This window comes from Streptomyces sp. XD-27 (assembly GCF_030553055.1).
Lineage (GTDB): Bacteria > Actinomycetota > Actinomycetes > Streptomycetales > Streptomycetaceae > Streptomyces.
Genome location: NZ_CP130713.1, coordinates 7050301 through 7062584, shown reverse-complemented (window position 1 = coordinate 7062584; position 12284 = coordinate 7050301). Strand labels below are relative to the sequence as shown.

The window sequence follows — 12284 nt, the reverse complement described above, 5'->3', positions numbered from 1 at the left end:
GGCCGCCGCCGCAACCCGCTCCTTGACGCTCCGTCACCTCCGCAGAACACTGGCAGCCGCCTTCTGAATCGGGAGCCGTCATGACGGACCGTTACGTCGCCGCCATCGACCAGGGCACCACCTCCAGCCGCTGCATCGTCTTCGACTCCGGCGGCGGGATCATCGCCGTCGACCAGCGCGAGCACCGCCAGATCTTCCCCCAGCCCGGCTGGGTCGAGCACGACGCCCGCGAGATCTGGTCCACGGTGCAGGCCGTGGTGGCCGGGGCGCTCGCCGCGGCGGGCCTGCGGCCCGAGCAGGTGAGCGCGCTGGGCATCACCAACCAGCGGGAGACCACCGTCCTGTGGGACCGGTCCACCGGCGAGCCGGTGCACAACGCCATCGTCTGGCAGGACACCCGTACCTCCGGCCTCTGCCAGGAACTCGGCGGCGAACTGGGGCAGGACCGGTTCCGTGACGCCACCGGGCTGCCGCTGGCCAGCTACTTCTCGGGGCCGAAGGCCGCCTGGCTGCTGGACCGGGTGCCAGGGCTGCGGCGTCGCGCCGAGCGCGGGGAGATCGCGTTCGGCACCGTCGACTCCTGGCTGATCTGGAACCTGACCGGCGGTACGGACGGCGGGGTGCACGTCACCGACGTCACCAACGCCTCCCGCACCCTGCTGATGAACCTGGCGACCCTCCAGTGGGATCCGGGCATCCTGTCCGCGATGGACATACCCGAGGCGGTCCTGCCGGAGATCCGGTGCTCCGCCGAGGTGTACGGCACGGCGGTCGGGCAGCTCGCGGGCGTCCCCGTGGCCGCCGCGCTCGGCGACCAGCAGGCCGCCGTGTTCGGCCAGACCTGCTACGGCGTCGGCGAGGCGAAGAACACCTACGGCACCGGCAGCTTCCTGCTGCTGAACACCGGCGACCGGCCGGTGCCGTCCACGAACGGGCTTCTGACCACGGTGGGCTACCGGCTGGGCGGCGAGGCGCCCGTCTACTGCCTGGAGGGGTCGATCGCGATCACCGGGGCGCTGGTGCAGTGGTTCCGCGACCAACTGGGCATCATCCGCTCCGCCGAGGAGATCGAGCCGCTGGCGGCGAGCGTGGCCGACAACGGCGGCGCGTACATCGTCCCGGCCTTCTCCGGGTTGTTCGCGCCGTACTGGAGGTCCGACGCGCGCGGGGTGGTCACCGGACTGACCCGGTACGTCACCAAGGCGCACCTGGCCCGCGCGGTGCTGGAGGCGACGAGCTGGCAGACCCGGGAGGTGGTCGACGCGATGTACCAGGACTCGCGGGTACGGATCACGACGCTCAAGGTCGACGGCGGCATGACCGCCAACGGGCTGCTGATGCAGCATCAGGCGGATGTGCTGGGGGTGCCCGTGATCCGCCCGGTGGTGGCGGAGACCACGTGCCTGGGTGCGGCGTACGCGGCGGGGCTGGCCACCGGGGTGTGGCAGGACCTCGACGAGCTGCGGACCCACTGGCGGCGGGACGCCGAGTGGGCGCCGACGATGCCCGCCGAGGCGCGGGAGCGGGAGTACCGCAACTGGCGCCGGGCGGTGGAGCGGTCCTTCGGCTGGCAGGAGGCCGGCGGCGACGGGGGCTGAGCGCCTCTCGGCACCGGGCTCCGCCGACGCCACGGCCCGTACCCGCGAACGGCGGGGTACGGGCCGTCCCACAGTGCCGGGTCAGCGCTGGGTCGCGGACACCATCATCGCGTGCTCGACGACCGAGATGAGCACCTCCTTGACCGACTCCCGGTGCCGCGCGTCGCACAGCACGACGGGCGTGCCCGGGTCGAGGTCGAGCGCGTCGCGCACCGTCTCCTCCGGGTAGCGGGGAGCGTTGTCGAAGCAGTTGACGGCGACCGTGAACGCGATGCCGCGCCGCTCGAAGTAGTCGACGGCGGCGAAGCAGTCCTGGAGCCGGCGGGTGTCGGCCAGGACGACCGCGCCCAGCGCGCCCGTGGACAGCTCGTCCCACAGGAACCAGAACCGGTCCTGGCCGGGGGTGCCGAACAGGTACAGCACCAGGTCCTCGCGGAGCGTGATGCGCCCGAAGTCCATGGCGACCGTCGTGGTGCGCTTGCCCTCCACGCCCGCCAGGTCGTCGACCGGGCGACCCGCCTCGGTGAGCAGTTCCTCGGTGCGCAGCGGCTTGATCTCGCTGACGGCGCCGACCAGCGTGGTCTTGCCCGCGCCGAAGCCGCCCGCCACCAGGATCTTGAGTGTCACCGGGTCGACGACCTGGTCGGCGGCCTGGGGCCGACCGCCGTCATAGTGCCCGTAGACCATTGATCACCTCGCGCAGAATCCTCTCGTCCGGCAGTTCCGCCGGAGGTACGGGCCGGGACACTCGGACGAGTGCCGCGTGCAGCAGGTCGCCGATGAGCACGCGGATCACGCCGACCGGCAGGTCTAATTCAGCGGCCAGCTCGGCGACGGACAGCGGGGTGCCCGTGCTGCGCTCGACGATCTCGATGTGCTCCGGCGACAGCGTCTGGTCCGGCACCGACCGTCTCTCCATACGGTCCGCCACCACGACGGCGATGAGGTCGAGCTTGGCCTCAGCGGCGCTGCGGGTACGGCCGCGGGTCATGGCGTACGGCCGGACCACCGGCCCTGCCGCGTCGTCGAACCAGCCCTCCGCGTCCAGCGTCATGTCACCCCGTCACCCGCCGGAGCGCGGCGCGCTGCCCAGATGCACGCCCACGCGCTTGACCAGCAGCGTCATCTCGTAGGCGACCTGGCCGACGTCGGAGTCGGCGTCGGCGAGGACGGCCAGGCAGCTGCCGTCGCCGGCGGCCGTGACGAACAGGAAGGCGTCGTCGAGTTCGATGATGGTCTGCCGGACCCGTCCGACGTCGAAGTGGCGTCCCACGCCCTTGGCGAGGCTGTGGAATCCGGACGCCACGGCGGCCAGGTGCTCCGCGTCCTCGCGGGACAGGTCGCGCGAGCCGCCGGTGGGCAGTCCGTCTCCGGACAGCACGAGTGCCTTGCGGATGCTGCCCACGCGCCCGACCAGTTCGTCGAGCAGCCAGTTCAACTCGCCCGAGTTCGCGTTGTGGCGTGCTGCGGCGTGTGGTGCGGTCATCGACCGTTCCCCTCGTAGTTCGTTCCAGGTCTGACTTACGCCTGATTCCCGAAGTCGGCGTCGGTGTGGCGCCGGCCGCGCTGCCAGCCCCGTTGGAGCGAGGCCATCGTGGCCCGCGCCTGTTCGGCATCGCGTTCGGGATCATCGGTCTCGGCAGGGTACCGTTCCGCCTCATCACGCGGGACGGGGTCGTTCTTCAACTGCGGGGCGAGGCTGGCCTGTCGTATCCGCCGCGGCAGTCCGGGCGGGGTGTCCGGGGTGGCTCCTTGCGAGGGCATGGCGGGCTCCTGGGGCGCCGACGGCACTGCGGGCTCGGGGTTCCACGTCGGAGCGGACGGCTGCGGCAGGCCCTGCCGGGACTCCCGGTCCTGGTACGGCACGGGGCCCGCGAGCGGCGGGGCGGGCTGCCCGGCATGCGGGTCCCAGCCCCGGGGCCCCTCGGCGTTCGCGTCCCAGCCCCGGGGCTCCTCGACGCGCGGTTCCTCGATCCGCGAGGGAGCGGGGCCGCGGCGGGCGCCCGGCACCGGGCGGCCGTTGTCGGAGACCAGCACCGGCGGCACCCGGCGGGGCAGCGGCGCGGGACCGGACGTGCGGATGGGCAGCGGCCGGTCGGCGGCGTGCTGGTGCTGCTCGGCCACCGGCGGCACCGGATGGACCGGCGGCGTCGGCTGCACGGGCGGGGCCGACTGGGCGGGCGAGGCCGCCCACGGGTCCGGCACGGGCCGCATGTGCGAGGCGGGGGCGGACGGTACGGACGGCAGGCCGCGGCCGCGGAACAAGCTGCCCGCTTCCTCGTCGTCCTCGTCGAACCCGTCCTGCGCCCGCGCGGGGAACCCGCCCTGCGGCAGCGGGGCGACTCCGTCCTGCGACCAGCTGGGCGTCGCCGTCCGCTCCGTCGGCTCGGCCCGGCCGTCCAGCAGGGAGGAGTTGCGCGCCGCGTGGTCGGGGAAGACCGCGGGGATCTCGCCGATGGTCCCCAGCCCACCGCTTCCGAGGGCCGCACGCGGCTCGGCGTGGCCGACCCCGGGGCCGTCCTGGTCGGGTTCGCCGTCGTCGGTGAGCAGCTTGGCGGGGATGAGCAGCACCGCGGTCGTCCCGCCGTACGGGGACGGCTGGAGGGAGACCCGTACGCCCTGGCGCTGGGCGAGGCGGCTGACGACGAACAGGCCGAGCCGGTCGGTGTCGGACAGCTCGAAGTCGGGGGTCTCGGCCAGCCGCAGGTTCGCCTCCAGAAGCGCGTCGGGCGTCATGCCCAGGCCGCGGTCGTGGATCTCCAGGGTGAAGCCGTTGGCGACCCGCTCGCCGAGCACCTGCACGGCGGTGTGCGGCGGGGAGAAGACGGTGGCGTTCTCCAGGAGTTCGGCGATCAGATGGGTGAGGTCGGCGACGGCGGGGCCGGCCACGGCCAGTCGCGGCAGCCGCCGGACCTCGATCCGCTCGTAGTCCTCGACCTCGGCGACGGCCGCGCGGACGACGTCCATGAGCGGGATCGGCTTGCGCCACTGCCGGGAGGGCGCGGCGCCGGAGAGGATGACCAGGCCCTCGGCGTGCCGCCGCATACGGGTGGTCATGTGGTCCAGCCGGAAGAGGTCGGCGAGTTCGTCGGTGTCCTCGGTGCGCCGCTCCATCTCGTCCAGCAGCGTGAGCTGGCGGTGCAGCAGCACCTGGCTGCGGCGGGCGAGGTTGACGAAGACCTCGGAGACGCCGTGCCGCAGTTCGGCCTGCTTGACGGCGGCCTCGACGGCGGCGCGCTGCACGGTGTTGAGGGCCTGGCCGACCTGGCCCATCTCGTCGGCGCCGTACTTCAGTCGGGGCGCCTCGGTCTCCACGTCGACCTGCTCGCCCGCCGCCAGGCGCCGCATGACGCTGGGCAGCCGGACGGTGGCGACCTCCTGGGCGTCCTTGCGGAGCTGGGACAGGTCGCGGATGAGGGTCCGGCCGATCCGGAAGGAGACGAAGATGGAGGCGGCCAGGGCGAGGAAGCCGAGGATGCCCGCGATACCGGCCTGGAGGAGCACGTTCTCGGCCTCGGGCTCGACGCGGTCCTGGTAGCGGTCCATCGCCTCGCTGTTGAGCCGGTCGTAGTCGTCGAGGACGGCCTTGGCGGTGCGCTCCCAGCTCTGCCGGCTCATGGCCTTGAGGGCGCCCGACGGGCCGGCCCGCTGGATCCGGTCCTCGGCGATGCGCAGCGCCTCGGGGGCCGCGCTCTTGAGCCGGTACCGCTGGAAGATCTTCTGTTCGGAGGCCGGCAGCACCGGCACGTTGGTGGCGTAGAGCAGGCTGCGTTCGGCGATGAGGTCGGACATCGACCGCAGCTGGGCGGGGGTGACGGTGCCCGCGGTGAGCGCCGCGGAGTAGATGGCGTCCTCGCGGGAGAGGGCTTCGCGGGCGCGGACCATCGCGACCAGGGCGCGGGCCTGCTTGTCGAGTTCGGCGTTGGGCACCGAGTGCAGGGAGCTGCGGAGGATGTAGCAGAGGTCGACGAGCTTGTTGTACGTGGCGAGCGTCCGCTCGCTGGTGTACGTGCGCCCCTCGATGCTGCGGCGCACGTTCTCCAGGCCGTCCGCGGTCTTGAGGATCGCGCCCAACTGGGCCTTGGACTCGGTGGACATCTTGTCGCGGGTGTCCCCGTCGCCGGCGTTGGCGCGCAGCTTCTCGATGACCTGGTCGGTGTCCTGCTGCCGGGCGCGCAGCACGGTGAGCGCGTCGGTACGGCTCGGGTCGGCGAGGAAGATAAGGGCCTGGCGGCGCTCCTTCTGGATCGCGTGCACGGCGTCCTCGACCGGGTAGCCGACCTCGTCCACGATGTCCGCGGCATCCAGCAGCTGCATCGCCTCACGACCGGTGATCACTGTCGCGAACGCCCAGATCGCCGTCAGCGAGACGAGCGGCACCAGCAACAGCGCCACGATCTTCCGGCGGATGGACTTCCCGCGAAAGCGCATGGCCTCCCCAACGTCAACCCCGCGTGTCCGGGGTGGAGTTCCGACAACAAGCGGCGCGAGCCTACTACCGTGAGTTCGGTCTCTCGAAGGGCTGTCCGGTTGCTGACGGAACCCTGGCGACGATCTTGGTCACCATCTGTCCGTTCATTCCCCGACATGACCCCGGCGCGCTGTCCGCTACCTGCCGATGACATGGCGTGACAGTGATCGAATGTATGGCCGGAATTGCTCTCCCCTCTGGGAACCATCCACTTCGGCCGATCGTGCCCTGACAGAGGAGACTGGGGGGAATACGGCCCATGTCCCGCTATCTCGAGGGAGCGGGCGGGGGCGGTGGAGAAAGGGGTGAGGACTTCGTGGGCAAGGATCGCGACATCCCGGACGGGGGGCGGGGCGGCACGCCCGCGCACCGGGTCCGGCCGTTGTGGGTCGAGGAGCCGGCCCGGTGGCGCAGGATGCCTGATCCGGTGCGTGACGCGGCGGTCCGGGCCGTGCTGATCGTCGCGGTGACGCTGGTGCAGGCGATGATCGCGGTGCTGTGCACGCTGGCGGGCTCGTGGCTCGCCTTTCCCATGGTGCTGAGCAGCGTGGTCAGCACGGTGGCGGCGACGTGGGGGGTGCTCGATGTGTGGGTGACGCGGCAGGTGTGGAAGCAGCGCCACGGCGTGGTGTCCGCGCCGAGCAGCGTCTCGCGTCAAGTACGCCGATCGCGCCGCCCGCAGCGACTGTCGGGGGTGTGAGGGGACCGGGGGAGGCGCCCCGGTCCCCTCCCCCTCAGCGGGTCTCCGGGCCGCCGATCGGCGGATCGTCGGCGTCCGGACGGCGGTACATCCGGGTGGCCGTGATCTGGCCGTGCACCTGCTCGGCGCCGGCTTCCTCGGCCTGCTGCGGCAGCCCCGGCCGCAGGTGCTCCTCGACGCTGATGTACTTGAGCCCGGCGCGCAGGTCAGCGTCGTTGCGCAGTCGGATGACCAGGGGGAACTCCGCGAGTGCCGTGGTGTCGAACAGTCCCGTGGTGTACAGCAGCTGGACGCCCAGCGCGTCGGCGACGGCGCGCTGGAGCTCCAGCAGATACGTGGCGTTGGCGCGGCCGATGGGGTTGTCCAGGAACAGCGTGCCCGCGTGCCGCTGCTTGTCCCGGCCCCGGTCGTTGCTGCGCAGCGCCGCCATGGTGCAGTACAGCGCGATGGCCGCGGTCAGCAGCTGGCCGCCGGAGAACACGTCGCCCATCTGGCCGACCGGCACCCGCTCGGCGCGCAGCACGGCGTCGGGCTTGAGGATCTCGACGGCCACGCCGCGCGGCTGGAGTGCGGCGTGCACGCCGCGCAGGAGCAGGGACATGCCGTCGCGGCGCAGGTCGGAGTTCTTCCGGACGGCCGCCCGGGTCGCCTCGTCGATGACCTCGCCGAGCCGCTCGGCCAGCGTCGCCTGGTCGGGGTCCTCGAAGCGGATGCGCAGGAACTCCTGTCCCGACCACTCGCCGAGCCCCTCGGGCAGCCGGGACAGCCGCTGCGCGGAGCGCAGGGTGGCCAGGCACGACTCGACCAGGCCGCGCAGCCGGTCCACGATGCTGTCGCGGTTGCGCTCCAGCTGCGCGAGTTCGTCGGTGAGGACCCGCAGCCGGGGGGCGAACGCCTCGGCCCAGGCGGCGGCGTGGTCGGGCAGGGCGGCGGCGGGCAGTTCGCGGATCTGCTGGCGGGCGGGGGTGCGCACCTGCTCGTAGCGGGTGGAGTTGGCGTGCCGTACGAGGACGTCGCTCGCTTCCCGCACCGCCGCCTCGGCCGTCGACAGGTCGCCCGCGCAGCCGCGCAGGGACCGGCGTGCCTCGGCGGCCGCCTGCCGGGCCTCGGCGAGGTCGCCGCGGTACGCGTCGGGCTCCTCGGCGCCGTCGCCGTCTTCGTGCTGGTGATCGCGGAGCAGGTCGCGGAGCATGGCCGCGAGCTCGTCGAAGCCGCCGGCGGCGTCCTCGGCGGCGCGGTGGGCGCGCAGCAGCTCGCCGTGGGCGGTGCGGGCGGTCTCCAACGCGTCCGTACGGGAGGCGAGTTCGGCGTTGGCGGTGCGCAGCAGCTCCTTGGCCTGGTCGGCGTCGGCCGGGACCAGCTCCTCGGGGAGGCCGGTGTGCGCCTCGCCGTCGGCGGGGGCCAGCCGTTCGGCCTCGCCGCGCAGCCGGCCGAGCTGCTCGCTGGCCGCCGAGGCGCGGGTCTCCAGCATCTGCACCAGCGACTCGGCGCGCGCCGCGGCGGCCTGCCGGGACGGGCCGTCGGCGCCGTCGGTGCCTTCCAGGAGCTGCGCGGCGCGGGTGCGGACCTTGTTGGTGAGCCGGTCCAGCGCGGCCAGGGCGGCGCTCTCGTCGCTTTCGGCGCGGGCCTGTTCGGCGCGCAGGTCGGCGCCGACGCCGACCTTCTCGTACACCTGGGAGGCCGCGCGGTACGCCTCGCGCAGGGCGGGCAGCGAGGTCCCGGACGGCGGGGCCTCGCCGGTCACGTCGTCGGGCGCGCCGGCGATCTCGGCGCGCTCGGCGCGCAGGGCGCGGGCGGTGCGGTGGGCGTCGTCGGCGGCGCGCTGGGCGGCGCGCCGGTCCTCGTCGGCGGCGCGGGCGCGGTCGACGCAGATCCCGGCGCGCTCCTCGGATTCGGCGGCCTCGTCGGCGAGTTCGCGCAGCCGGGTCTGCCAGGCGGCGCGCTCGCGCAGCCGGAACGCCAGCCCGGCGAGCGCGTCGGCGGCGCGGCGGGCCCGCTGCGCGGCCTCCTGCCGCTCGTCGCGGACGCGCGCCGCCTCGGCCGCGAGCTCGTCCGCCTCGGCGCGGGTGGCACGGGCCTCGTCGCGCTCGTGCTGCGCGGCGTCGGCGGCCGTACGGAGCTCCTCGGCGGCGCGGGCCAGTTCGGCGAGCCGGCCGGGCGGGCAGCCCTGCCGCCAGGCGGAGAGCCGGGCGGCGAGCGTCCGGTCCCCGGCGAGCCGCGCGGCGAGCCGCCGGATCTCCTCGTCGCGCGCGGCGGCGCGCGCCCGCAGCGCCTGCCGCTCGTCGTCGGCGGCGCGCTCGTCGTGCATCGCCGGGTTCGGCGGCACGAGGAACACGGCGCTGTCCCGCGTCCCTGCCGCCGGGGGCGGCGCGAGCAGCGCGGCGGCGGTGCCCACGGCGACGGCGGACCGCGGCAGCAGCGAGGCGGCGCCCAGCACCTCGCGGGCGCGGGCGTGCGTGTCGGGGTCGGTGATGACGACGCCGTCGACGAGTTCGGGGCGGGCGGCCAGCACGGTGGCGTGGTCGGCGGGGTCGACCGCCTGGGCGAGGTACCGCCAGCCCGGCAGGGCCGGGATGCCGTGCTCGCCGAGGTACTCCACCGCGGCGAGCACATCGGGACTGGGCGGCAGCAGCCCGCCGTCGCCGAGCGCGCCGAGGATCCGGGCGTCGTCGGCGGCGGCGGTCCGCAGCTCGAACAGCTGCCGCTCGGCGGAGGCGACGCTGTCGTCGAGCAGCTCGCGCAGGGCGTCGGCGTTGCGGTCGAGCTCGGCGGCGGTGAGGGGACCGCCGGGGGCGGGCGGCCGACCGTACCCGGCGTCGGATCCGGCACCGCCCCGGGTGCCCGCGGCCCCGGCCGGGGCCTCGCCGCCGCGCCGGGCGGCTGCGGACTCGGCGGAGTCCTGGACACCGTGCCGGGCGCCGGGTTCGGCGCCGTCGGCGGGGGTCCGGGGGCCGGTGCCGTCGGCGGGGGTCCGGGGGCCGGTGCCGTCGGCGGGGGTCCGCGGGGCGGCGCCATCCGCCGTAGCGGCACCGTCGGGCCGCTCGGCGGCGGCCGGCACGGCCCGGCCGCCCGGCCGGGGGTGGGACTCCGCGCCGTCGCGGCCCTGGCGGTCGCCGCCGGGAGCGGCCGAAGGGACGCTCCCGGCGTCCCTGCCCGGCTGGGTCTGGCCGCCGGGACCGGCGCCGGGGCGGTCCGGCATGTCGACATCGTCGGTGCATGCCTCGCCCGTGGCGTCGTCGCCGAAGTGGCGGCTGCCGGGCTGGTCGGTGGGGATGGTGCCGGGGGCGTACGGCGTGTCGGGGGCGTCGGTGCACGCCTCGCCCGGGGCCGTCGGCTCCTCGGGATCGGCGGCGGCCGGGGCCGCGGGCGCGTGGTCGGTGCCGTGGGCGGGGGTGCCCTCGGGGTCGACGCGGGCGGTGACCTCGCCGCCGGGGCGGGAGTCGGCGGGGACGGCCGTGCGGGTCCGCTCGTGCGGCGTCGGTGCGGCCGCGTCGGTGTCCAGGTCGTCCACGCGCACCGTGATCCGGCCCGGGCGCGGTGGCTCGGCGGCGCTGGGGCGGCGGGGGTCGGCGCCCGCGCGCTGGGGCGGGACCGCCGCGGGGGCGGGCGGCTGGGGCAGGCCCAGGAGTTCGGCCAGGCGGGGTTCGGCGCCCAGGGACTCGGCGGCGCGCCGTTCCGCGTCGTACGCCGCCTCCGCGGCCTGCGCGGCGTCGGCGGCGCGGGCCGCGGCCAGCTCCGTGCGGGACTGCTCGGCCGCCGCCTCGCGGGCGCGCTCCGCGGTCTGGCGGGCGGTCTCGCGGGCGTGGTCCCAGGCGGCGACGGCGGTCTTCTCGGCGTCGCTGGCGGCGAGGGCGGCGCGGGCCGGGTCCGCGTCCGGGGTGGAGTCGTCGAGCCATCCGGCCCGCACCGCCTCGGCTGTCTCCTGTTCCACCTCGGTGAGGCGCTGGCGCAGGTGGTCGGCCTCGCTGCGGGCGCGCTGCGCCTCGGTGGCGGCGGCGGTGGCATCGCGGTGCGCGGTCTCGCTCATCCGCTGGAGCGCGGCGGAGCGCTCCTCTTCCTCGGCGGCGACCCGCTCGCCGTCCTCGGCGGCCGCGTGCAGCGCCCGTACCAGGTCGGCGGCGGCCGTGGCGCGGGCGGCGAGGGCGGGGGCCGCGTCCCGTTCGGCCTCGCGGATGGCGGCGGCCACGCGCGCGGAGCGGTCGGCGGCGGCCCGGTGCCGCAGCACGGTCTCGGCGGCCTGCCAGGCGGAGTGCAGGGTGCGGGCGTCGTTGAGTTCGCGGCGCTGCGCGGCCGCGCCCTTCTCGGCCGCGGCGAGCGCCAGCGAGGCGTGCCGGTAGGCGAGTTCGGCCGCGATCAGGGAGCTGTGGCCGCGGGCGGTGTCCGCTTCGGTGACGGCGTGCGCGGCGGCGGCGACCGCCTGCGCGAGTTCGGCGGCGCGGCCGCGTTCCTCGGCGCCGCGGGCGGACAGCCGGCGGGCGAGGCCGCGGGTGCGGCGCTCGGCGCCCGCGTGGACGCCGCGGGCCTGGGCGCGCCGCTCGGCGGCCTCGCCGATCCGGTTCAGCAGGTCGAGCGAGCCCGCGGTGAAGTCGCGCTCCGCGGTGAGTTCGGCGCGGCGTCCGAGCTTGTGGGCGAAGCCGTGGACCAGGTCGGCCAGGCCGTCGGTGTCGCGGGTGTCGGTGACGGCGCGCAGCAGCAGGTCGGTGAAGTCGGAGTCGTTCTTGACGGCGAACAGGCCCGCCGCCTCGCCCTCGTCGGCGTTCATCTCGCGCTGGTAGCGGAACAGCTCCGGGTCCAGGCCGAGCTCGCCGAGGTGCTCGTTCCAGCGCTCGTGGATCTCGACCCAGACCACGTCCAGGTGCGGGTACGCCTTGCCCGCCTCGGTGAGCGCGTCGCGGAAGCCCTTCATGGTGCGCCGCCTGCCCTGGGCGCCGGAGGCTCCCTCGGCGGTGCGGCGGACGGCGGTGGACTCGGCGACGGGCAGCGAGTCGAGGCTGAGTCCGGGGCCGGGCCGGAAGGAGTACCAGGCCTCGGCGAACTTCCGCGGGTCGTTGGAGACCTGGCGGCCGCGCCACTCGCTGACCTTGCCGACGACGACGGTCTCGCCGGTGACGGTGTGCTGCCACTCCAGGGCGACGTGGCCGCAGTCGTCGGCGAGGAGGAACTTGCGCAGCACGCCGGAGCTGGCGCCGCCGAGGGTGTTGCGGTGGCCCGGCAGCATCACCGAGAAGATCAGTTTCAGCAGGACGGACTTGCCGCCGCCGTTCTCCAGGAAGAGCACGCCCGCGGGCGCGGGGCGACGCGGCGGACCGACCGGCTCCTCCTCGAAGAACTCCGCCTGGGCGGGGGCGGGGTTCGGCACCGGCTCACCCACTCCGCGCAGGTCCAGCACGGTGTCGGCGTAGCGCGCACCGGCAGGCCCGATGGAGTAGAGGCGGACCCGGGACAGCTCGTACATGGCGGCGGACTCTCGTTGTTCTCAGGGGCTCGGGAGGCGGACGGAGTGGGGGCGGTGGGT

Annotated in this window: 7 protein-coding genes; 2 read left to right on the top strand and 5 right to left on the bottom strand. The window is 75.1% G+C overall.

Translation table 11 applies throughout. From position 1 onward, the window contains the following. The first annotated feature begins 80 nt into the window (after positions 1–80). Positions 81–1598 carry a glycerol kinase GlpK gene (glpK, locus tag Q3Y56_RS30910; protein WP_304465038.1) on the top strand — a complete coding sequence of 506 codons (1518 nt, stop codon included), beginning with the start codon at positions 81–83 and terminating at the stop codon, positions 1596–1598. An 81-nt stretch (positions 1599–1679) separates the two neighbouring features. On the opposite strand, the gene Q3Y56_RS30905 is transcribed toward glpK, so the two are convergent. The 4 genes from Q3Y56_RS30905 to Q3Y56_RS30890 are packed head-to-tail and all read right to left on the bottom strand — an operon-like array spanning position 1680 to position 6029. Beyond that, positions 1680–2285: an ATP/GTP-binding protein gene (locus tag Q3Y56_RS30905; protein ID WP_304465037.1), complete on the bottom strand. Its 606-nt coding sequence runs from the start codon at positions 2283–2285 to the stop codon at positions 1680–1682. Further along, the gene (locus Q3Y56_RS30900) at positions 2266–2652 is read right to left on the bottom strand and encodes a DUF742 domain-containing protein (RefSeq protein ID WP_304465036.1); all 387 of its coding nucleotides are present in this window, start codon (positions 2650–2652) and stop codon (positions 2266–2268) included. Before Q3Y56_RS30900 ends, Q3Y56_RS30905 begins: the two co-directional genes overlap by 20 nt. Before the next feature lie 9 nt (positions 2653–2661). Further along, positions 2662–3084, bottom strand: a complete 423-nt coding sequence (locus Q3Y56_RS30895; RefSeq protein WP_304465035.1) for a roadblock/LC7 domain-containing protein — start codon at positions 3082–3084, stop codon at positions 2662–2664. Positions 3085–3119: 35 nt separating this feature from the next. Next, positions 3120–6029 (bottom strand): nitrate- and nitrite sensing domain-containing protein, encoded by a 2910-nt coding sequence (locus tag Q3Y56_RS30890; RefSeq protein WP_304465034.1) that lies wholly within the window; start codon positions 6027–6029, stop codon positions 3120–3122. A gap of 299 nt (positions 6030–6328) precedes the next feature. Between Q3Y56_RS30890 and Q3Y56_RS30885 the strand changes: the two genes are divergently transcribed. Next, positions 6329–6769, top strand: coding sequence for a hypothetical protein (locus tag Q3Y56_RS30885; protein ID WP_304465033.1), 441 nt, complete (start codon positions 6329–6331; stop codon positions 6767–6769). 34 nt (positions 6770–6803) lie between these two features. Here the strand turns inward: Q3Y56_RS30885 and Q3Y56_RS30880 are convergent, their stop codons facing one another. After that, complete coding sequence (locus Q3Y56_RS30880) at positions 6804–12224, bottom strand: hypothetical protein (RefSeq protein ID WP_304465032.1); 5421 nt, start codon at positions 12222–12224, stop codon at positions 6804–6806. Positions 12225–12284 lie beyond the last annotated feature (60 nt).

Excerpts from the sequence above, each read along its gene's own strand:
- Q3Y56_RS30880 (WP_304465032.1), bottom strand. The coding sequence starts at position 12,224 with ATGTACGAGCTGTCCCGGGTCCGCCTCTACTCCATCGGGCCTGCCGGT.
- Q3Y56_RS30905 (WP_304465037.1), bottom strand. The coding sequence starts at position 2,285 with ATGGTCTACGGGCACTATGACGGCGGTCGGCCCCAGGCCGCCGACCAG.
- Q3Y56_RS30890 (WP_304465034.1), bottom strand. The coding sequence starts at position 6,029 with ATGCGCTTTCGCGGGAAGTCCATCCGCCGGAAGATCGTGGCGCTGTTG.
- Q3Y56_RS30900 (WP_304465036.1), bottom strand. The coding sequence starts at position 2,652 with ATGACGCTGGACGCGGAGGGCTGGTTCGACGACGCGGCAGGGCCGGTG.
- glpK (WP_304465038.1), top strand. The coding sequence starts at position 81 with ATGACGGACCGTTACGTCGCCGCCATCGACCAGGGCACCACCTCCAGC.
- Q3Y56_RS30895 (WP_304465035.1), bottom strand. The coding sequence starts at position 3,084 with ATGACCGCACCACACGCCGCAGCACGCCACAACGCGAACTCGGGCGAG.
- Q3Y56_RS30885 (WP_304465033.1), top strand. The coding sequence starts at position 6,329 with ATGTCCCGCTATCTCGAGGGAGCGGGCGGGGGCGGTGGAGAAAGGGGT.